Here is a 20,314-nt window from a genome sequence, read left to right as displayed (position 1 = left end):
GGGAATGCACCCGGCCCCTTTTCCCCAGGCCGACCATCGGTTACACCTGCCCCAAAGCAAATGGGAGTCTGCAGGAAATGGCCAAAGTCGCATTCATCGGTCTCGGCGTCATGGGTTATCCCATGGCCGGCCACCTCAAGGTTCGCGGCGGACACGAACTGACCGTCTATAACCGCACCGCAGAGAAGGCGCAAAAATGGGCGACCGAGTTCGGTGGCCGCACGGCCGCGACGCCGGCGGAGGCAGCGGACGGCCAGGATTTCGTCTTCACCTGCGTCGGCAACGACGACGACCTTCGGGCCGTGACAATCGGCAAGGATGGCGCCTTCGAAACTATCGAGCCGGGCGCAGTGTTCATCGACAATACGACGGCCTCAGCCGAGGTCGCCCGTGAACTCTACACCGCGGCCCGCGCGAAGAACGCGCATTTCATCGACGCGCCGGTTTCCGGCGGACAGGCTGGCGCCGAAAATGGTGTGCTGACCGTGATGTGCGGCGGTGATGAAGACGTCTTCGACAGAGCCAAGCCGGTGATAGACGCCTATGCCCGCATGGTCGGTCTCATGGGCCCCGCTGGCGCAGGCCAACTCACCAAGATGATCAACCAGATCTGCATTGCCGGCCTCGTGCAGGGGCTCGCCGAAGGTATTCATTTTGGCAAGAAGGCAGGCCTCGACATCGAGAAAGTCATCGACGTCATATCGAAGGGTGCTGCCGGATCCTGGCAGATGGAGAACCGCCACAAGACGATGAATGCGGGCAAATACGATTTCGGCTTTGCCGTCGACTGGATGCGCAAGGATCTAGACATCGTGCTGGCCGAAGCGCGTCGCAACGGCGCGAAGCTCCCTGTCACTGCTCTGGTCGATCAGTTCTACGCCGATATTCAGGCGCTCGGTGGCAATCGCTGGGATACCTCGTCGCTGCTCGCTCGGCTCGAAAAATGACGCTTTCGCCCGGGTCCACGGCCGGCGAAATCATTGGACGCATGCAGGCGCTCGGCTCGAAGGAAAACGTGGCTGGCATGGCGCGCTTCGGCATTGTGACGCAAACCGCGCTTGGCCTCTCCAATGTCGAGTTGCGTCGCATTGCCCGGCAAGTGAAAGTCGACCACGCCCGGGCGATGGAGCTTTGGCAATCGGACATCCGCGAAGCGCGTCTCCTCGCTGCCTTCACGGCCTCCCCGAACGTGCTCACATTGAACGAAGTGCGGGAATGGGCGGATGACTGCAACTCCTGGGAGCTTGCCGATACGGTCGCAGACCTGTTTGTCGCCGCCCGCTTCGAGCGGACGCTAATTCCAGAATTCGCCGCCGATGAACGGGAATTCGTTCGCCGCATCGCTTTTGCGATGATCGCGACGGCGGCCGTCCACCTGAAGAGGGAGCCGGATTCGACGCTCCTTGCGTGGCTGCCGTTGATCGAGGCGCATGCTAGCGACGAACGCAATTTCGTGAAGAAGGCGGTCAATTGGGCGCTGCGGCAGATCGGCAAACGCAGCGCTGCCTGCCACGGGCCGGCGGTCGCATTGGCGGAAAAGCTCGCCGTCAGCGACAGTCGCCCAGCAAGGTGGATAGGGAAGGACGCAGTGCGCGAACTTCAAAGCGATCGCGTGCGTGCACGGCTCGGCATTCAAGCCTAACTGCCCTCGGCCTATTCGTCGCTCGCCTTCTGGTCGATCACCATGTAATCGAGCGGCAACTCAGTCGTGTACTTGATCTGCTCCATGGCGAAGGCCGAGGACACGTCGCGGATCTCGATCTTGGCGATCAACCGCTTGTAGAACGCGTCATAGGCGGCGATGTCAGGTACGACCACCCGAAGCAGGTAATCCACGTCACCGCTCATGCGGTAGAATTCAACGACTTCCGGAAAGTCGGCGACCACTTCGGAGAAGCGGCGCAGCCACTCCATGGAGTGCGAATTGGTGCGGATTGAAACGAAAACCGTCACCTTGGTGTTGATCTTCACCGGATCGAGCAACGCCACCCGGCGGCGGATCACGCCGTCCTCTTCCATTTTCTGGATACGCCGCCAGCAAGGCGTGGTCGAAAGACCGACCTTCTTGGCGAGGTCAGCGACGGCCAGAGTCGAGTCTTCCTGCAAAAGGCGCAGGATCTTGCGGTCTAGACGATCCATGAAAAGTCCTCTCGAATATTTTTCCCTTCATAGCGTGAATTTCGTGAAGATAAAGAAAATTGTTTCACGAAATCAAGCGAGCGACCCGGGCACGCAGATACGGCAGCATGTCCGTTTCAAACCAGGGATTCTTCCTTAGCCAGGCGGTGTTGCGCCAGCTTGGATGCGGCAGCGGCAAGACGGCAGGGCGGGTGTTGCGCATGACGTATCGCTGCCAGTTCTGCACGGTTTCCGTCATCGAAGCCGGACAATCGGGCCCGAGATGCCAGCGCTGTGCGTAGTGGCCGATCGCGAGCACGAGCTCGATCTGGGGCATGGCGTCCATCACCCTCTGCCGCCAGAGCGGCGCGCACTCGCGCCGCGGCGGGAGGTCGCTGCCGTGTCGGTCGTAGCCCGGGAAGCAGAACCCCATGGGGACGATCGCGAACTTCTTCGCGTCATAAAATGTCGGTCGGTCGACGGCGAGCCACTGGCGCAGCCGATCGCCCGAAGCATCGTTGAAGGGCAGTCCGCTCTCATGCACGCGCAGACCGGGCGCCTGGCCCGCGATCAATATCCGCGCCGAATCCGAAATAACCGCCACGGGCCGCGGCTCGTGCGGCAACGCATGTTCCTCGCCGCGCGCCGGACTGTCGCGACAGATGCGGCATGCGGTAATGGATGCGCGCAATTCTTCGAGATGAGGCGCGCCACTATCCGTCATAGACGATCCTCCTGAAAATCACCCGGACCTGCTCCTCCAGCCATTGAAGAATGAGTTCCGACCAATCGTCTGTGTCATGCGGCATTTCCTCCGCGCCACCATTCGACTGGCGCCATGCTTGCGGCCGAACGAAATCACCGCTCCAGATGCCGACGCGGCCCTCGCGCGCCACGTCTTCCTCGTTCTGGTAGCGGCCGTAACTGACCGCGTAGCCGGAGAGAACCATCTCGCGGCCGAGATCGCGCTGTCCGGCTTCGCAGACGCCGAGGTCGCGCCCATAGCGGTCGTGGCCATGCAGGCGGCAGGCGGTCGCAAGCCCGCTGACAAACGCCTTCAGACGCTCGCGCGCCTCGCCGCCGCAATCCCATGTCGCTTCGCCGCGTCGGCAGGTCTGGCCGATCTCTGGCGCGTCGATGCCTTCGAGCCGGATGCGGCGCCCGCCGAGCCTCAAGCTGTCGCCATCGCTTGCCGTGGCTGCGCCCTGCAGTTCCCCGGTCACCCTCCGTTCCGGCGGCGGCAGCTTCGCGGCGACATAGGCGCCGATGCTGAGCAGGACAAGGAAGGTCCAACCGCCGATCATTCCGCCGCGCCCCTCGGAGCCAATCCGGGGCGCGACGGCCGCTGAACGGCCAAATCCGAACCGTCGTCTCGGCGCAGGCGACCTTGTTCCCGCGCCGTTGATGATCCGGAACTTCCGCTTTCCCGTCCTCACGCACGCACCTCGCCACTCGACTCTATCAGCCTCATTCTCCCTTCCGAAAAAACCCAATCGCGCCACAATGGTTGTCGAATCCTTGCCGGGCAGCAACTTCTTAAGGATTGCATCCTAGACTGCAAGCTGGACACAATCCCTCGATCAAGAGCATGAGCATCGTCGCCAGCACATCGACAGATAAGATCATCGTCGACAAGTCGCGCAGCCATCGAAACAAGGCCGTTTCGAAGACTGTGCGGGCGACGCGCGAGCGTTTGCAGACCGGTTCGTCCGCCCCGACCGGCTTCGAGCGGGAAATGCTTCTCCTGCATATCGATTCCGTCCTGCATGGGGCGATTGCCCTGCCCTTCCTCGTCGCGCTGATTGCTGCCACGGGAGTCTACCTTTCCGGCGAACCCGACATCCTCGCCTGGGCGTTGACGACGCTTTCCGCCCATGCCGTGATCGTATTCCTCGCCCGCAAGGCGAAGCGGGAGGACATTGGTGCCGACAAGATCGCCGTCTGGCGCCGTCGCTTTCTCGTCGGCCAGCTATTGATGGGGTTTTGCTGGGCCATTTTCGCCACCCAGGACTGCGCCGCCTGCGGCGATATCCGCTTCGGCTTCTTCGAAGGTACTGTGCTGTTGGTTGCACTCGCAACAACCGCCATGGCCACCTTCCTGTTGCGCAACGCCCTGCTCTACACCTTTCTGCCGGTTGTTGCTGCGCTCAGCTTCTCGTCGGCGACTACCGGCGATCCAGTCCACATTGGCCTCACCGGCATCCTCTCGCTCTCGCTCGTCTTCCTCGTCTTCATGACCGGGCGCATGAACCGCGCTAACGTCCGTATCCTCTCGATGCAATCGGAAAAGGACGACCTGATTGCCGAGCTCGAAGTGGCGAAATCCATGTCCGACGAAGCCCGTCGGCGCGCCGAGGAAGCCAATCTCGCAAAATCCCGTTTCCTCGCTTCGATGTCGCACGAGCTGCGCACCCCGCTGAATGCCATTCTCGGCTTTTCTGAGGTCATGTCGACCGAAGTGCTCGGGCCGCTCAGCAATCCGACCTACAAGGAATATACGTCCGACATCCACCGTTCCGGCGAGCACCTGCTCAATCTCATCAACGAGATCCTAGACCTCTCGCGCATCGAGGCCGGCAAGTACGAACTTAATGAAGAGGCGGTAAATCTCGTCGATATCGCCGAGGATTGCATCGGCATGGTGCAGCTTCGCGCCCGGTCCAAGAACATCACGATCGGTGAGCAATTCGAGCTGGGCATGCCTGCCGTCTGGATCGACGAGAAGGCAATACGCCAGGTGACGCTGAACCTGCTTTCGAACGCGGTCAAGTTCACGCCCTCGGGCGGCGAGATCACCGTCAAGGTGGGCTGGACCGCGGGCGGCGGACAGTATCTGTCGATCAAGGACAATGGTCCTGGCATTCCCGAGGAGGAAATCCCGATCGTGCTTTCCGCCTTCGGTCAGGGCTCGATCGCCATCAAGAGCGCCGAACAGGGCACCGGGCTCGGGCTGCCGATCGTGCAGGCGATCCTTGCCAAGCATAATGGCCAGTTCATCCTGCGCTCGAAGCTTCGCGAAGGCACGGAAGCCATCGCCATCCTGCCGCCCCGCCGCGTGCTCGAGAGCCTTCCGCCGGTCGAGGACGTCCCCGCGCCCGCGCGGCGCCGCAAGAGCTTCGCGTGATCTGCGCGCAGGTCAGTTCAGGAACCCGGCCAGAAACACCACGTAAAAGGCGTAGGCCGCATTGGCAAGGATGAGGCAGAGGCAGGCGAAGGAGCCGAGATCCTTGGCGTTCTTTCCCATTTCCGAAATTTCCGGCGAGACGCGATCGACGATCTCCTCGATCGCCGTGTTGATCGCCTCGAAAGCCATCATGAGCAAGAACAGGATCGCCATTGCGACGTATTGAAACAGAGTCGCGCCGGCGATGAAGAAGGCCACCATGGCGACGGCAAATGCGATGAGCTCATGACGGAACGCGGCCTCCCCGATCAGCCGCTTTGCACCGCCCAGCGAATAGCTGGCAGCGGCAAAGAGGTGCCGAATGCCGTTATGCTTGTCGACAGCTCCGGAGCGGCCGTTGCGCGGGGTCGTGTTGTTGGCGTCCATTTTATCTCGACAGGTTCAAAACTGCGGAAGCTACGATATCGCGATTGAGGCGAATACAAGGCGGCCCGGATTTGAGACCTGTCACCCATCACTCGTCACGTGCCAACGGATAGGCGAGCCGGTTGTTCCTATCAAGCCCTCCGCGACGGAGCCTTCGGGGTCCGACAGACCGTCGACAGCAACGGTGCCACGCGCTCGCCCCCCACGCAAGGTTGCCGCATGAAACCGTCAACCGGCTGAACGCGGTAGCCTTGATGCGCCTGACGGCGCGCTTACTCTTTGTTGCTGACGCCGGCCTGGGCGAAGGTCGCCATGCCGCTGTGGCAGGCGGCGGCGGCCTTGACGATGCCCGCAGCAAGCGCGGCGCCCGTGCCTTCGCCAAGTCGCATGCCAAGCGCCAGAAGCGGCGTCTTGCCGAGCTTCTCGATCGCGCGCATATGTCCCGGCTCTCCGGAAACATGGCCGATCAAGCAGTGGTCGAGCGCCGAAGGGTTGGCAGCCTTGAGGATCGCCGCGGCCGCAGTGGCAACGTAACCGTCGATGATCACCGGAACCTTCTGCATGCGCGCGGCCAGGATCGCGCCGGCCATCGCCGCGATCTCGCGCCCGCCGAGACGGCGCATCAGTTCGAGCGGATCGGAGAGGTGGTCGCGATGGAGCGCCACCGCCTTCTCGACCGCGGCGATTTTGCGCTTCAGCACCTCGCCTTCAGAGCCCGTCCCCGGCCCCACCCATTCTTCCGCCGTGCCGCCGTAGAGAGCGAGATTGATCGCGGCCGCGATGGTCGTGTTGCCGATCCCCATCTCGCCGATACAGAGGAGATCCGTTCCGCCTGCGACCGCCTCCATGCCGAAGGCCATAGTCGCCGCGCAATCGCGCTCGGAAAGGGCAGCCTCTTCGGTAATGTCGCCAGTCGGATAGTCCAGCGCAAGATCGAACACCTTGAGGCCGAGATCATGACTGACGCAGATCTGGTTGATCGCCGCGCCGCCGGCCGCGAAATTCTCCACCATTTGCTGCGTCACCGAAGGCGGATAGGGTGTCACGCGCTGGCGCGTCACGCCGTGGTTGCCGGCAAAGACCGCGACCAGTGGCCGGGTCACGGCAGGCGGACGCCCGGTCCAGGCTGCAAGCCAGAACGCGATTTCCTCGAGACGCCCAAGCGCACCCGGCGGCTTCGTCAATTGCGCATCCCGCTCACGCGCCGCGACGAGCGCCGCCGAATCCGGTCCCGGCAGGTTACGCAACAATTCGCGGAAATCATCGAACGGAAGGCCGCTGGCACTCATGGAGAATCCTTGTAAGAAGCGTCGGTTGGCGCACGTCATAGAGCGTGGGACCGCTTACGGCAACGGCATTTGCGCCAAATGCTGTCGCCGGAGCATGATCGGACGAAGCACGACGATTCGGCCCGGCCGGGCCGCAGGAGGGGGCATGGCATCTATCGGCGATCTCTGGGACGACGTGGCGCGGGCGGTTGCCTTCCTCAGCCGCATTCCCGTGCCGCAGCGCCACTTCGTGAACCATGACGGGCGGCTGGAACGCGCCGTGCGCGCCTTTCCCCTTGCTGGCATGCTGATCACCCTGCCCGCCGCAACTCTGGCAGCACTTCTGAGTGCGCTTCAGACGAGTTCGCTCTTCACCGCCTTCCTTGTCGTTGCCGTGCAAGTCATTGCCACCGGAGCCCTGCACGAAGATGGCCTCGGCGACACCGCCGACGGTTTCGGCGGCGGACGCGACCGGGAAAGCGCGCTCGCGATCATGAAGGACAGCCGCGTCGGCACTTACGGTGCCTTGGCTCTCATCCTGTCCATCGGCCTGCGAGTCTCCGCGCTCGCGTCCTTCCTGCCACTTCTCACGCCGATCGGTGGGGGGCTCACCCTCGTCGGCGCGGCGGCGCTCACCCGCGCGGCGATGGTCTGGCATTGGTCTCGCTTGCCGTCTGCGCGCTCCGACGGTGTGGCCGCATCGGCGGGCACGCCCGATCCGCAAGCGACCTCCACCGCACTCGGCTCCGCCGTTCTTTTTGCACTGCTCCTGTTCTATGCCGCCGGCGTTCCCGTTATCGCGATGCTGCTGGCGCTTGCCGCCTTCGCGCTCACCGTAAAGGCCTTTGGAAAGATTGCGTCACGCAAGCTCGGCGGCCATACCGGCGATACGATCGGCGCGACGCAGCAACTGACGGAGATCGCCATACTCGGCGCCCTTGCGCTGGCGATCTGAAAGGCCAATATTATTTCGAGGTCCGAAGTGAAATGGGATACTGGCCGCAAACCACTTCCGGCGAAAAACGGAGTAAGCCCCGACCGTGGAATCCCCCTGTATTCTCGTTTGTTCGATCGACGAAAGGACCGGCTACTGTTTCGGCTGCGGCCGCACGCGTGAAGAGATCGGTGCCTGGACGCTTTACACCGATGCGGAGCGACACAGCATCATGGTGGCGCTGCCGGCACGGCTCGACACCGTGGAACGCAAGCCGCGACGGGAGACGCGCCGGTCGCGCATGGCGCGGGAACGAAACGGCGCATGAATCGTCTCATATTTTTGTTGGCAATCCTCGCGGTAGGCCTTGCGCTCCTGATCTTCAATCACGAGAGCGGCCAAACCTTCGGCATCAACAACGATGATTTCGGGAGGCTTGTCGCGCTGGGCGCCATCGCCGCACTCCTGAGTGCGGGCATCCTCCGCAGCCGCGGTCGCTTGGGCGAAGGCCTGCGCCTGATCTTCATCTGGTTCCTGATCGCCCTCGCGCTGATCTCCGTCTATGTCTACCGTTTCGAACTGCAATCCGTCGGCGACCGGCTGCTGGCGGGCCTGATGCCGGGACGCGCGATGGTGATCACCGACAGCGACGGCCAGCAGGAGGTGGTACTGCAGCGCCGTCTCGACGGCCAATTCGCCGCCGACGCCAAAATCAACGGCCACGACGTCAGCATGCTGGTCGATACCGGCGCGAGCAGCGTCGCACTGACCTATGAGGACGCCGAAAGGATCGGCCTCGATCCGGCGAACCTCAGCTACACCGTAACGGTGATGACGGCGAATGGCCGCGCCCTCGCCGCCCCGGTCACCTTGTCGGACATTGCCATCGGCCCGATCGAGCGCCGGAATATCCGCGCAATGGTCGCGGCGGAAGGGCGGCTCGACCGCAGCCTTCTCGGCATGAGCTTCATTTCGACGCTCGATTTCCTCCAGATGCGCACGGACGAGCTCAGGCTCCGGGACTAGTGCCCGTCAGTTACGAAGCTTGTAGCCGGTCCGGAAGATCCAGGTCAGCACCGACATGCAAAGCGCCAGGAAGACGAGGATGATGACAGCGCTCGCGACCGGATTGACGTCGGAAATCTCGAAGAAGCTCCAGCGGAAGCCGCTGATCAGATAGAGCACCGGGTTGAAATGACTGACCGCCCGCCAGAAAGGCGGCAGCATATCGATCGAATAGAAGCTGCCGCCAAGAAAGACGAGCGGCGGTACGACCAGCATCGGGATCAGGTTCAACTGTTCGAAGTCCTTGGCCCAGATGCCGATGATGAAGCCGAACAGGCTGAAGGTTATCGCCGTCAGCACGAAGAAGAACAGCATCACGAAGGGATGGGCGATCGAGAGATCGACGAAAAGCGAGGCTGTCGCGAGGATGATCGTGCCGATCATCAGCCCTTTGGTCGCCGCCGCGCCGACATAGCCGAGCACGATCTCCACCATCGATATCGGCGACGACAACACCTCATAAATCGTGCCGGTGAATTTCGGGAAATAGATGCCGAAGGAGCCGTTGCCGATGCACTGGGTCAGGAGCGTCAGCATCATCAAGCCGGGCGTGATGAAGGCGCCATAGGAAACGCCGTCGATCTCCTGGATGCGTGCCCCGATCGCCGCGCCGAAGACGATGAAATAGAGCGACGTGGAGATGACAGGCGACACGACGCTCTGCAGCAGCGTGCGGCGGGTGCGCGCCATCTCAAAAAAATAGATCGACTTGACTGCCTCGATGTTCATCGCTCTGCCCCCACGATCTCGACGAAAATGTCCTCCAGCGAACTCTGTCGCGTGGAAATGTCCTTGAGCCTGATGCCCGCTTCGGCAAGCGCGGCAAGCAGCGAGGTTATACCGGTCCGGTCGGCGCTCGTGTCGTAGTCATAGATCAGACAGTTGCCGTCGCCCTCGAGTGTCAGGTTGTAGGATGACAATGTATCGGGCACGCGCTCCAGCGGATGCGCGAGATCGACGCGCAGTTGCTTGCGGCCGAGTTTCGTCATCAACGCCGCCTTGTCCTCGACCAGCAGGATCTCCCCATCGTTGATAACAGCGATGCGGTCGGCGATCTCTTCCGCCTCCTCGATGTAATGCGTCGTCAAGATGATCGTCACGCCGGAAGCGCGAAGCCGCCTGACCACGTCCCACATGCTCTTGCGCAAATTGACGTCCACGCCGGCCGTGGGCTCGTCCAGGAAAAGCACGCGCGGTTCGTGCGACAGCGCCTTGGCGATCAGCACGCGCCGCTTCATGCCGCCCGAAAGCTCGCGCAGCATGTTGTTCCGCTTGTCCCAGAGCGAGAGGTCCTTCAGCACTTTCTCGATATGCGCGGGATCCGGCTTCTTCCCATGCAGGCCGCGCGAGAAGGAGACGGTATTCCACACCGTCTCGAAGGCGTCGGTGGTGAGTTCCTGCGGCACCAGGCCGATCATTGCCCGGGTCTGGCGGAAATCGCGCACGACGTCATGCCCACCGACAGTGACCTCGCCTCCGCTAGCGTTGACGATGCCACAGATGATCGAAATCATCGTCGTTTTGCCGGCCCCATTCGGGCCAAGCAGAGCGAGGATTTCGCCTTGCTCTATGTCGAGGCTGACGCCTTTCAGCGCCTTGAAGCCCGATGCATAGGTCTTCGACAGATTGGAAACGGAAACGATGGGCGCCATGCAAAAGGATCCGGGAATGGTGAGGAGTGGCGGGATGCCGCTCTATATGGGCCAATTCGCGCGGAATTGCAGCCACCGAGCGCAAATTTAGCCGTGACGCTCCGTCAACGGGGGACTGGGGCAGGCTTACATCATGCGCCGCCCGTCTCTTTCCGAGGCCGACCGCTCCGCCGGAAGCGAGGGCCGCTACGATGCTCGCCCCCATAGACCTACTCCTAACCGATGGTCATGCGCGGCCATCCCCGCAAACATTGCCGCCAGAAAGAGAATGGTCGCGGGAAGGCCGAGCGACAGAGACGCGACCGCCGGGCCCGGGCAAAGGCCGACCATGCCCCACCCGACACCAAAGATCGCGGATCCGACGATGAGCCGACGATCGATCAATTGCGTCTCGGGAAGGTGGAAACGCTCATCCAGGAGCGGCTTGCGTATCCAGCGCGCCAAGGACATGCCGATCGCCGAGACTGCGACGGCGCCCCCGAGCACAAAGGCGAGCGTCGGGTCCCAATCGCGGGCGACGTCGAGGAAACCGCGCACGCGCGCGGGGTTCAACATCCCCGAAAGCGCAAGGCCAAGCCCGAAAATTGTGCCGGACACAAAAGCGGCAGCGACGCGAAAACCTGCACTCTTGCTCATACGAAGAACCCCATAAGATAGACGGTCCCAACCGCCGCGATCATGAAGGTGGCGACGGCCGCCATGGAGCGCCGAGACAAACGGGCGAGTCCAACGACGCCGTGGCCGCTCGTGCAGCCCGATCCCATGCGCGAACCGTAGCCGACCAGCAAGCCGCCGATGACAACGACCGGCCAGGACGCCGCCAGCACCACCTCCGGCCATTCGCCGGAGAGCAGGCGAAAGACGATCGGTCCGACGACCAGACCGGCGACGAAAGCGGCACCGGTCGCGGTGTGCAAACCTTGCAACAGCCGCCCGAGGATGCCGCTGACGCCGGCGACACGGCCATTCGCGAGCATCAGGATCGCGGCCGACAGGCCGATCAGCATGCCGCCGCAAAGTCCGCTGATGTAGGCCGTCATTGTTTCGTCCCCTCGCGGCAGAAGATTTCATAAAGCGCCATCACCAACCGCGCGGCCTTATCCTCCGCCAGCCGATAGAAGATCTGCTTTGCATCGCGCCGCGTCGCGACGATGCCGGCCTCGCGCAACACCGTCAGTTGCTGCGACAGTGTTGGCTGATGTATCCCCAGCATCTCTTCCAGTTCGCCGACGGAATGCTCGCCCTCGACGAGCGTGCACACGATCATCAGCCGGTTCTGGTTCGCAAGCGTCTTGAGCAGCGCCGCGGCATCGCCCGCTCGCGTGCTCATGTCGGGACGGACGTTTCGAAATTTCATTACCGTTCCCATGTTCACCTCCTTCAGCCCCACGTCGCTCCCTTGAGCGCGTTAAGCGGAAATTTCAGATAGCGGGCGCCATTCGCTTCCGGCTCCGGCAGGCGGCCGCCGCGAATGTTGACCTGCAGCGCATGAAGGATCAGCTTCGGCATCGGCAGCGTCTTGTCGCGCGCCTGACGCAGCTCGACAAATTGTTCCTCGGTCACGCCTGCGAGATGGAGATTGCAACGCTTCTGTTCGCCAACCGTGCTTTCCCAGCGCGGCTCGCGGCCGTTCGGCTGGTAGTCATGGCCGGTAAAGACCCGCGTTTCGTCCGGCAGGGCGAGGATTGCGCTGATCGAACGCCAGAGCTGACGCGCGTCGCCGCCGGGGAAATCCGCCCGCGCGGTGCCGCTATCCGGCATGAAAATCGTATCGTGCACGAAGGCGGCATCGCCAATGACATAGGTGACGGAAGCGAGCGTATGGCCAGGCGAATAAATTACGCCCCCCTCGATCGAGCCAACCGAGAAGCGCTCGCCGTCAACGAAAAGATGGTCCCATTGCGATCCGTCTGTCGCAAAGTCCGGCCAATTGTAGATGCACTTCCAGAGCTTCTGGACGCCGACTACCTCTGATCCGATACCGGTTGACGCGCCGGTCCTCTCCTTCAGATAGGCCGCGGCCGAAAAATGATCAGCGTGCGGATGGGTGTCGAGGATCCATTCGACCGTCAGGTCGTTCTCGGCAATGTAGTCGAGGATGCGATCGGCCTGCACGGTCGCTGTCGCTCCCGATTTCTCGTCGAAATCGAGGACCGGATCAATGATGGCGCAGCGCTTCGCCTGCGGGTCCGAGACGACATATTGAACGCTTCCGGTGCGGGCCTCGTAAAAGCCTTTGACATCTGGTCTTGCAGTCGCTGCTGCAGGCATCGTTGCCTCCATCTGGATCATTATACAATTACATATATTATATATTGTTAACGTCAACAAGCGGGTTCGAACTGCGGCGAACTCCGCGTTTCATGGAGTTCCGAGAAGCGGAATTATCGCACAGCTTCTGCCACACATGCGATGTCTGTCACGCGGCAATCGAGGATGCCGCGCAAACCTCGGGTCGGGACCGCCGCACAGACGAAATCATACAGTAATTCAAAAAATTACGGCCACGTGCTCACATCTGAAGACGCGCTGCAGCAAGCAAGCAGCGACGGCCGTGTCTGCCTACCCAAGAAGGCTGTAGAAGAACCGGGCGGCGATGAGCACCATGAAGATGCCGAAGCCCGCCTCGAGCTGTCGCCGGCCCATCGCGTGGGCAAGCCGCACGCCGAGCGGCGCGACAAGCAAGGTTATAGGGATGATCAGCGCCACGGCAATCCAGTTGATGAAGCCGGTCGAAAGCGGCGGAAGGCCCGGCGCACCCAGCCCCGCCCAGACATAGCCGAAGAGCCCCGGAATCGAGATCAGCACGCCAACGCCGGCGGAGGTGGCCACAGCCTGGTGAATTGGTCGGTTGTGCAGCGTCATGAAGGTGTTGTTGAGCACGCCGCCGCCGATCCCCATGAGACCGGAAAGAATGCCGATCCCGACGCCGACCAGCCATTTGATCGGGTTCTTCGGCAGGTCCGCGCCGATGTGCCAGCTCGCACGGTTGAAGATCATCCGGAACGCCAGGGCGAGCGCGATCACGGCGAAGATCAGACGCAGCGTCTCGCTGCCGACATGGGCTGCGATCACCGAGGCGAGGATTGCACCGAGCGGTACCGCCACGATCCAGCTGCGCAACAGGTCGATATCGACCACTCCGCGGCGGTAGTGCGACAGGAACGAACGGACCGAAGTCGGAACGATGATAGCAAGCGAGGTGCCGACGGAAAGATGCATCCTGACCGCGTCATCGATGCCGAGCAGGCCGAAAACCTGATAGAAGACCGGCACGAGGATCGCCCCGCCACCGATGCCGAAGAGGCCGGCGAGCACGCCGGCAACAACGCCGGACGCCGCCAGCGCCAGTGCAAACATCATCAATTCCGAGACAGGCGGCATGAAGAAACTCGATTTTGCTGGAATCCCGCGAAGAAGAATCCGAATCAGGGCTGCGTGCCTATCACTGTCATGAAACGGTGATGCTTTTCAATCACTTTGACCCCGCGTGGAGCCCTCGCTTCCCGTGATTTGCACTCCGGAGTCTCCCCCTATTCTCCGGTGTTTGGCCGGCTTTCCCCGCCGGCCTCTTTTTTTGCCTGCCAACAGTTCCAGGAAAAGTGCATAGCGGTTTTCCGTCCGGAACTGCGTAAATTCAGAAGTCAATCGCAATGCCGATAGCCGGACTTTCGCGTCCTCAGGTCGAAGTGGAAGTGGTCCTTGTGGAACGGATCGCTGCCGGGGCCGAGCACGGTGTTGAAATACTTGCAACTGTCGGAGCGCACGGCCTTCAGCAGGCCGCGTTCGCGGAACGCGAAGAAGCCCTTCCTGCGCACGTCGATCTCCTTGCCGTTCTTCAATACAAATTTGCCGACATCGATGGCATTGCCGCGCGCATGCTCGGACATCGGGTTGCCGCGGCGCGAATTCATCGTGCGGCAGGAATAGCCGCCGAGCGGCTTGATCGTCTTGACGCCGGACCAGTAGCGGTAGCGCGATGACGGAGCGAGTTCGTATTTGACCCACTTGGCGAAGGCTTCGGTCACCTGGCAATTCAGCGTTACCGCCGGCTTGACGGCGATGCCGCCGGAAAGGCCACCAAGCTCGATCGGATAGTCGATGCCGCAGGACGGTCCGTTGCTGATGCGCGGGACGTCGCGGAAGACGACGCCGAGCTTTTTCAGGCGCTGGCGGCAGGCAATTTCCGAGCGAGGCACCTCACCGGTAAATTCCGGTGCGGACATCGGATTGCGCACGCGCGGCAGGAAGGCGACCTGCTGTGGCTCCTGCGTGGGTCGGACACTCCGTTGCCGCTCGATGTAACGCGGCTTTTTCGCCTCCTCCGCAGAGCTCCGCTCCGGCGTCAGCGGCGGCAGGTCAGGGTCGTAGCCGAGGTTCGGGTCAGATGCGGGCGCTCGCCCCGGGGATCCGCCGAGTTGATGCACACTGTCCTCGCCGATGCCGGCGACCACCGGCTGACTGGCGTTGCCTTCGGCAATCTCGTTGCTCTGCTCTTCAGCTAGCCCGACGACTGGCTGGACCCCCAGCATGGCGTCCATGTTAACCCCTTCGGGTGGTATCGTTATTGGAACAGCGCTTGCCGTCTGCGTTTCGGCAGCCGGCATCGGCTGGCTGTCAATCATCGGTAGATCGCCGCCCGTCAGCATGCCGGGATTGGCGGTGACGACATTTCCGCTGGAGGCCGCAATCGGTTCACCTGAAGGATAGGCGGCCGCCATCTCCTGCCGTGGGCGGGCGTCGGTCCGCACCGGCACTATTGCGCTGACACGGGCGCCGCTGTCGACCCTGGCAGACGGCGCGAGCACGTCAGTCGTGCAGGCGACCAGGGAAGCGGACAGCACCATCGCAATCAACGGTCGATGGAGAAGAGAAACATACGCCATACTCACTGCCGCCTTCATCCACGACAAAACCGAAGTGTTGTCGATGCGCCATTCCCGAACCGTGGCTGCCGCCTGTGTCGCCAAGCGGGCGCACGGCCGGTAAAATCGGATCTCGGGCGGAGTTTATGCAAACACGGTAAATGAAGCCTTTCCGGAAGCATGCCAGATCCGGCGGAGAAACGCTGAGGGCCGATACGGAAAAGGCCCGCATGCATTCAAACGCGGGCCTAAGATTCTGGGTCAGCGTCCTTACCGGGATGTCAGCGGCATTCGCCGCCGTGCACAATCCTGGCCCCTTCGGCACGTGCCTCACAGGCATTCGGGAAGGTGCGCATGCGCCCGGCGCGCAGACCGCAGACGGGGGCGAATTCACGCGTGCAGGCCTGCTGCAGCGGCGGGCGGACGCTGCCGACACGGCATTCACCCGGCGCGATTACACTGAAACCTTCCGCACGTGCCGTGCAGGCATTCGGGAAGGTTTGCCTCCGTGCGCCGCGCTGGCCGCAGACGGGCGCGAATTCACGCGTACAGGCCTGCTGCACCGGCGGGCGGCTGGTGGCGCGGCACTCACCGCGATGCACGACCCGGAAGCCGTCAGCCCGCGCCAGGCAAGCATTCGGGAAAGTCCGCAGTCGGTTGCCGCGCTCCCCACAAACCGGCGCGAACTCCATCGTGCACATTGGCGGACCCGGACGTATGGGACCCGGACCGGGTCGCGGTTCCTCCACGACCACCGTGCACGCCGATAGGAAGCCGATCGCCATCAAGATGACAGCGGACGACCGCGAGATGAAAGGCTTGAGAAGCGACACAGGTATACTCCTCCGGATCTAACGCTTGGCAACTACGCAAGGGCGGACGGAAAAAACCAATCCCAGGAAAGTGTAACGTGCTTTGGCCCCAAGCGACCGGCCTGCCACGGCCAATCCCCGCTGCCACGCCATCTCACGCCGCCCGCGGCATTACGTCAAGTCCCGCGAGTCGCACGCCTTCGCATACAACCGTCGATAGGGTTGCGATCCGATGCAAAAAAGCCCGCGTCCGTGTGAACGCGGGCCAGTCTTTGCAAGCAGTCTTTTTTCTGTGTTAGGCCGCCCTACCGTAGGCCGTACGACGATTTTCCTGCAGGCGGAACTTCTCGAGCAGCGCCTTGAGTTCGCGACTCTCCTGTGCGAGCGTCTGGCTCGCGGCAGTGGTTTCCTCGACCATCGCGGCATTCTGCTGCGTCATCTGGTCCATGCTGTTGACAGCCGTGTTGACCTCCTGAAGGCCCGTCGCCTGCTCGCGGGCGGCCGTCGCGATCGAGGCCACCTGCTCGTTCACACGATTAACCAGGGTTTCGATCTCCATCAGGGCGTCACCGGTGGAACGCACGAGTTCTACCCCGGCGCCGACTTCCTTGACCGAGGCGCCGATCAAATCCTTGATCTCCTTGGCCGCACCGGCCGAACGTTGCGCAAGCTCGCGCACTTCTTGGGCGACGACGGCAAAGCCGCGGCCCGCCTCGCCTGCCCGCGCCGCCTCGACGCCGGCATTGAGCGCAAGCAGGTTGGTTTGGAAGGCGATTTCGTCGATGACGCCGATGATCTGGCTGATCCGGCTGGAGGACGCTTCGATACGTCCCATGGCGTCGATCGCATTGCGAACGATGCCGCCGGATTTCGCCGCGCTCGCCTTCGTCTCGTTGACCATGTCACGCGCCTCGTGGGCACGGTCGGAGGCATGGCGAACGGTCGAGGTGATCTCGTCGAGCGCTGCCGCAGTCTCTTCGAGGGCAGCCGCCTGCTGCTCGGTGCGGCGGGACAGGTTGTTGGCCGCCTCGGAAATATCCCCGGCGCTGCCGTGGACGACCTCGGTCGACTGCGAGATGGCGCCGATGACATCGCGAAGTGCCGCCACGGCCGTGTTGAAGTCCTGCTGCAGCTTGGCATATTCCGGAGCGATCTGTTCCACTTCGGCAGTCAGGTCGCCGCTCGCCAGCCGCTCAAGTGCAGCGCCGATCGTGTCCATCGCTTCCGCCTGCGCCTCGGAGGTCGCACGCTGGCGTTCCTCGTTGCCGCGGCGTTCCGCGTTCAGTCTGTGCTGCTGCTCCTCCTCGCGCGAGCGCAATTCGAGCCGCTCCCTAACCGAATCGCGAAGCACGACCAGCACCTTGGCCATCTGGCCGATCTCGTCTCCACGATCGGTTTCCGGCACGTCGGAGGAAAGATCCTCGTCGGCAATCGCACGCATCGAGACTTTCAGCTTCTCGACCGGCCGCACGACGCTGCGTACGATCGCCAGCGCCGCCATCAGGATTGCCAGCGCCGCTGCAGCGAGAATGCCGGCCATCTGCCAGGCGCGCTCACGGAACATCGCGGCGAGATCATCGGCATAGACGCCAGTACCAACCACCCAGCCCCAGGGCTCGAAGCCGGCCACATGCGAATATTTCAGCACAGGCTCGTCGGCTCCGGGCTTCGGCCAGTAGTAGTCGACGAAACCCTTGCCGTGGGCCTGCACCGTCTTGACGAATTCGACGAAGAGATACTTGCCGTTCGGGTCCTTGTTGGCGGTCAGGTCCGCCCCGTCAAGCTCCGGCTTGATCGGGTGCATGACCATGGTCGGATGCATGTCGTTGACCCAGAAATAGCCGCTGCCCTGATAACGCATCGCCTTGACGGCTTCGAGCGCACGCTTCTGCGCCTCCTCGCGCGAAAGCGTTCCTGCCGTCTCCTGCTTGTGATAGGCGCCGAACACCGTGATGGCGTTCTCGTTCATCGCCGCAAGCATGGCCTTGCGCTCTGCGACCAGCCTATCCTGCGCCTGCACGAGACCAAATGTCAGCGCCGCCGCCATTGTCAGCAGCGCAAACCCCACCAGCGCGTAGAGACGCGCCGAAATCCGAAATTTTCTCATCCCCAGCCTCCAATTTGAGGCTGCAGGATAGAAGCAGGTCTTTGCAAAGCCCCTAACAAAGGATCACTAATTTTTGCGGTACTCAATTAACGATTTGAAAATCACTGAAGCCATCACGGCGCTTTCGCTCCACGCGAAATTGTCGGCAGATACTCTTTTCTTGCCGACCGACCATGCGGTAGACCTTGTTCGACAACAGGGAGACAGGCTGATGACCGACGCGATCAAGCCGAACGGCGAGCTTACCTTGCGCACACTTGCCATGCCCGCCGACGCCAATGCCGCCGGCGATATCTTCGGTGGCTGGGTCATGGCCCAGATGGACCTTTCCTGCGGCATTCGCGCCGCCGAACGCGCCAGAGGCCGCGTGGTGACGGCTGCCGTCAAGGAAATGGCCTTCGCCCTGCCGGTGAAGATCGGCGATACGCTTTGCATCTATACCGATATCGTCAAGGTCGGGCGCACGTCGATGACGTTGAAGGTGGAGGCCTGGGCGCAGCGTTACCTCTCCCATGTCATGGACAAGGTCACGGACGCGATCTTCGTGATGGTGGCACTCGATTCCACCGGCAAGCCGACGCCGGTACCGGAAGAATAGGCAACCGGATGGATGCGCCCGCGCCAGATCCGGCGATCTTCTCCCATATTCGCATCGTCATGGGCATGATCATCAGCCTCAGCCTGGCGCGGCTCTTGAGCGGCGTGGCACTTTTTGTTCAGCACCCCGGCAAGACCAAGGTCTACTGGATCCACCTTGGCTGGGTGCTGTTCATGTTCGTATTCCTGCTGCATTTCTGGTGGTGGGAATACTACCTGCACTCGCTCGCGGTGATCGACTTCAGCGTCTACCTCTTTGTCATCCTCTACGCCTGCATCTACTTTTTCCTCTGCGTGCTGCTCTTTCCAACCTCGCTGGACGAATATGCCGGCTACGAGGAGTATTTCCTGTCGCGGCGGGCGTGGTTCTTCGGCTTCCTCGCGATCGCGTTTGCGGTCGACCTCCTCGATACGGCTCTCAAGGGCAAAGCCCATTTCGAAAGCTACGGCCTCGAATATCCGCTGCGCAACGCGGCCTACATCATCCTGTGCGTCGCCGCCGCCTGGACGCCGAACAGGCGCTTTCATGCGATCTTCCTCGTCGGTGGCCTGCTCTACCAACTGATCTGGATCTATCGCGCCTTCGACCTGCTTAGCTGACCGCGCTGAGGATGAGCGGCAAATTGCGAACCGACCTCACCCCTTGAAAATGAACGAGGCGCCGGCGGCGATCAGCGCGAAGCCGATGACATGGTGCCAGCCGATCGACTCCTTCAGCCAGAAGACCGAGAAGATGACGAAGATGGTGAGCGTGATCACCTCCTGCATCGTCTTCAGTTGCGCCGCCGAATAGACCGAGTGGCCGATGCGATTGGCCGGCACAGCCAGCCAATATTCGAAAAAGGCGATACCCCAGCTCGCGACGATGACGATGTAGAGCGGCGAGGACGTGAACTTCAGGTGACCATACCAGGCGAAGGTCATGAAGACGTTGGAGACAAGCAGAAGCAGCACCGGCCACACATAGGCGGGATTGATGGCGAATTGCATGAAGACCTCGGGGAAGAGCGCGAATCGTTTGCCCGAGGATGAGCCGATCGAGATCGCCACCGCAAGCGGTTCACCGTACTCAAACCGCGCTTTCTAGGGTCTCCCCGGATAAAAGCCCTTCCCAACCAATCTGGCCTGCGAGTTTCGCAGTCGCGAGCAATACGAGAAGTTCGCGGACATTCGCCAGAGCTTCGCCGCTCGGCGCCAGGGCGATTTCGTCGAAAGCTGTTCTGGCAGTGTCTTGCTGCGTTGCTTCCACCCTTGCCTCCGGAATCCGATCCCGAGCGATCTTGCACAGCCGATGTGGCGGCGCAATCGCCGCGTGCATGCGCCGGTAAACAAAGCCGGTCGTTCCG

At 62.2% G+C, this 20,314-nt stretch carries 25 protein-coding genes; 8 read left to right on the top strand and 17 right to left on the bottom strand.

Annotated elements, in window-relative coordinates; all coding sequences use genetic code 11:
* Window positions 1-77 precede the first annotated feature (77 nt).
* A complete protein-coding gene (locus PZN02_RS16140) occupies window positions 78-947 on the top strand; it encodes an NAD(P)-dependent oxidoreductase (RefSeq protein ID WP_280658960.1) in 870 nt (289 codons plus the stop codon).
* On the top strand, window positions 944-1,642 hold the full coding sequence (locus tag PZN02_RS16135) for a DNA alkylation repair protein (RefSeq protein ID WP_280658959.1): 699 nt from the start codon (window positions 944-946) through the stop codon (window positions 1,640-1,642). Before PZN02_RS16140 ends, PZN02_RS16135 begins: the two co-directional genes overlap by 4 nt.
* 11 nt (window positions 1,643-1,653) lie before the next feature.
* Here PZN02_RS16135 and PZN02_RS16130 read toward each other — a convergent pair whose 3' ends face one another.
* The 3 genes from PZN02_RS16130 to PZN02_RS16120 all read right to left on the bottom strand — a co-directional run bounded on the left by PZN02_RS16130 (window position 1,654) and on the right by PZN02_RS16120 (window position 3,554).
* On the bottom strand, window positions 1,654-2,139 hold the full coding sequence (locus PZN02_RS16130) for an Lrp/AsnC family transcriptional regulator (RefSeq protein WP_280658958.1): 486 nt from the start codon (window positions 2,137-2,139) through the stop codon (window positions 1,654-1,656).
* Between the two features lie 64 nt (window positions 2,140-2,203).
* Window positions 2,204-2,842 carry a uracil-DNA glycosylase family protein gene (locus PZN02_RS16125; RefSeq protein ID WP_280658957.1) on the bottom strand — a complete coding sequence of 213 codons (639 nt, stop codon included), beginning with the start codon at window positions 2,840-2,842 and terminating at the stop codon, window positions 2,204-2,206.
* Complete coding sequence (locus PZN02_RS16120) at window positions 2,832-3,554, bottom strand: thermonuclease family protein (protein WP_280658956.1); 723 nt, start codon at window positions 3,552-3,554, stop codon at window positions 2,832-2,834. Before PZN02_RS16120 ends, PZN02_RS16125 begins: the two co-directional genes overlap by 11 nt.
* 152 nt (window positions 3,555-3,706) lie before the next feature.
* Between PZN02_RS16120 and PZN02_RS16115 the strand changes: the two genes are divergently transcribed.
* Complete coding sequence (locus PZN02_RS16115) at window positions 3,707-5,242, top strand: sensor histidine kinase (RefSeq protein ID WP_280658955.1); 1,536 nt, start codon at window positions 3,707-3,709, stop codon at window positions 5,240-5,242.
* Window positions 5,243-5,254: 12 nt separating this feature from the next.
* Here PZN02_RS16115 and PZN02_RS16110 read toward each other — a convergent pair whose 3' ends face one another.
* Together PZN02_RS16110 and cobT are read right to left on the bottom strand one after the other, a co-directional pair.
* Complete coding sequence (locus PZN02_RS16110; protein ID WP_280658954.1) at window positions 5,255-5,668, bottom strand: diacylglycerol kinase; 414 nt, start codon at window positions 5,666-5,668, stop codon at window positions 5,255-5,257.
* 272 nt (window positions 5,669-5,940) lie between these two features.
* On the bottom strand, window positions 5,941-6,957 hold the full coding sequence (gene cobT / locus PZN02_RS16105; RefSeq protein ID WP_280658953.1) for a nicotinate-nucleotide--dimethylbenzimidazole phosphoribosyltransferase: 1,017 nt from the start codon (window positions 6,955-6,957) through the stop codon (window positions 5,941-5,943).
* 145 nt (window positions 6,958-7,102) lie between these two features.
* Between cobT and PZN02_RS16100 the strand changes: the two genes are divergently transcribed.
* From PZN02_RS16100 to PZN02_RS16090, 3 genes are all read left to right on the top strand, one after another.
* On the top strand, window positions 7,103-7,891 hold the full coding sequence (locus PZN02_RS16100; protein WP_280658952.1) for an adenosylcobinamide-GDP ribazoletransferase: 789 nt from the start codon (window positions 7,103-7,105) through the stop codon (window positions 7,889-7,891).
* A gap of 85 nt (window positions 7,892-7,976) precedes the next feature.
* Window positions 7,977-8,198: a DUF1289 domain-containing protein gene (locus PZN02_RS16095; RefSeq protein WP_136505644.1), complete on the top strand. Its 222-nt coding sequence runs from the start codon at window positions 7,977-7,979 to the stop codon at window positions 8,196-8,198.
* Window positions 8,195-8,896, top strand: coding sequence for a TIGR02281 family clan AA aspartic protease (locus PZN02_RS16090; protein WP_280658951.1), 702 nt, complete (start codon window positions 8,195-8,197; stop codon window positions 8,894-8,896). The genes PZN02_RS16095 and PZN02_RS16090 overlap by 4 nt, the downstream gene beginning before the upstream one ends.
* 6 nt (window positions 8,897-8,902) lie before the next feature.
* On the opposite strand, the gene PZN02_RS16085 is transcribed toward PZN02_RS16090, so the two are convergent.
* The 10 genes from PZN02_RS16085 to PZN02_RS16040 all read right to left on the bottom strand — a co-directional run bounded on the left by PZN02_RS16085 (window position 8,903) and on the right by PZN02_RS16040 (window position 18,371).
* Window positions 8,903-9,664: an ABC transporter permease gene (locus PZN02_RS16085; RefSeq protein WP_280658950.1), complete on the bottom strand. Its 762-nt coding sequence runs from the start codon at window positions 9,662-9,664 to the stop codon at window positions 8,903-8,905.
* Complete coding sequence (locus PZN02_RS16080; protein WP_280658949.1) at window positions 9,661-10,587, bottom strand: ABC transporter ATP-binding protein; 927 nt, start codon at window positions 10,585-10,587, stop codon at window positions 9,661-9,663. Before PZN02_RS16080 ends, PZN02_RS16085 begins: the two co-directional genes overlap by 4 nt.
* A 186-nt stretch (window positions 10,588-10,773) precedes the next feature.
* Window positions 10,774-11,223 carry a YeeE/YedE family protein gene (locus PZN02_RS16075; RefSeq protein ID WP_280658948.1) on the bottom strand — a complete coding sequence of 150 codons (450 nt, stop codon included), beginning with the start codon at window positions 11,221-11,223 and terminating at the stop codon, window positions 10,774-10,776.
* Window positions 11,220-11,627: a YeeE/YedE family protein gene (locus PZN02_RS16070; RefSeq protein WP_280658947.1), complete on the bottom strand. Its 408-nt coding sequence runs from the start codon at window positions 11,625-11,627 to the stop codon at window positions 11,220-11,222. Before PZN02_RS16070 ends, PZN02_RS16075 begins: the two co-directional genes overlap by 4 nt.
* Window positions 11,624-11,956: a sulfite-sensing transcriptional repressor BigR gene (gene bigR, locus PZN02_RS16065; protein ID WP_280658946.1), complete on the bottom strand. Its 333-nt coding sequence runs from the start codon at window positions 11,954-11,956 to the stop codon at window positions 11,624-11,626. Before bigR ends, PZN02_RS16070 begins: the two co-directional genes overlap by 4 nt.
* Window positions 11,957-11,967: 11 nt before the next feature.
* A complete protein-coding gene (locus PZN02_RS16060) occupies window positions 11,968-12,858 on the bottom strand; it encodes an MBL fold metallo-hydrolase (RefSeq protein WP_280658945.1) in 891 nt (296 codons plus the stop codon).
* 291 nt (window positions 12,859-13,149) lie between these two features.
* On the bottom strand, window positions 13,150-13,971 hold the full coding sequence (locus PZN02_RS16055; protein WP_280658944.1) for a sulfite exporter TauE/SafE family protein: 822 nt from the start codon (window positions 13,969-13,971) through the stop codon (window positions 13,150-13,152).
* A gap of 260 nt (window positions 13,972-14,231) precedes the next feature.
* Window positions 14,232-15,473 (bottom strand): extensin-like domain-containing protein, encoded by a 1,242-nt coding sequence (locus tag PZN02_RS16050; RefSeq protein WP_280658943.1) that lies wholly within the window; start codon window positions 15,471-15,473, stop codon window positions 14,232-14,234.
* 260 nt (window positions 15,474-15,733) lie between these two features.
* Window positions 15,734-16,237, bottom strand: a complete 504-nt coding sequence (locus PZN02_RS16045; protein ID WP_425336293.1) for a Kazal-type serine protease inhibitor domain-containing protein — start codon at window positions 16,235-16,237, stop codon at window positions 15,734-15,736.
* A 322-nt stretch (window positions 16,238-16,559) separates the two neighbouring features.
* Window positions 16,560-18,371, bottom strand: coding sequence for a methyl-accepting chemotaxis protein (locus PZN02_RS16040; RefSeq protein ID WP_280658941.1), 1,812 nt, complete (start codon window positions 18,369-18,371; stop codon window positions 16,560-16,562).
* A gap of 211 nt (window positions 18,372-18,582) precedes the next feature.
* Here PZN02_RS16040 and PZN02_RS16035 point away from each other — a divergent pair, with 211 nt between their 5' ends.
* Together PZN02_RS16035 and PZN02_RS16030 are read left to right on the top strand one after the other, a co-directional pair.
* Window positions 18,583-18,969 (top strand): acyl-CoA thioesterase, encoded by a 387-nt coding sequence (locus tag PZN02_RS16035; RefSeq protein WP_280658940.1) that lies wholly within the window; start codon window positions 18,583-18,585, stop codon window positions 18,967-18,969.
* Between the two features lie 8 nt (window positions 18,970-18,977).
* On the top strand, window positions 18,978-19,568 hold the full coding sequence (locus PZN02_RS16030) for a hypothetical protein (protein WP_280658939.1): 591 nt from the start codon (window positions 18,978-18,980) through the stop codon (window positions 19,566-19,568).
* A 36-nt stretch (window positions 19,569-19,604) separates the two neighbouring features.
* Here the strand turns inward: PZN02_RS16030 and PZN02_RS16025 are convergent, their stop codons facing one another.
* Window positions 19,605-19,958 carry a DMT family protein gene (locus tag PZN02_RS16025; RefSeq protein WP_280658938.1) on the bottom strand — a complete coding sequence of 118 codons (354 nt, stop codon included), beginning with the start codon at window positions 19,956-19,958 and terminating at the stop codon, window positions 19,605-19,607.
* A gap of 79 nt (window positions 19,959-20,037) precedes the next feature.
* Window positions 20,038-20,217, bottom strand: coding sequence for a hypothetical protein (locus PZN02_RS16020; protein WP_280658937.1), 180 nt, complete (start codon window positions 20,215-20,217; stop codon window positions 20,038-20,040).
* Window positions 20,218-20,314 lie beyond the last annotated feature (97 nt).

The organism is Sinorhizobium garamanticum (assembly GCF_029892065.1).
Classification (GTDB): Bacteria; Pseudomonadota; Alphaproteobacteria; order Rhizobiales; family Rhizobiaceae; genus Sinorhizobium; species Sinorhizobium garamanticum.
The sequence above is the reverse complement of the archived record's forward strand: the minus strand, read 5'-3'. Positions and strand labels throughout refer to the sequence as shown.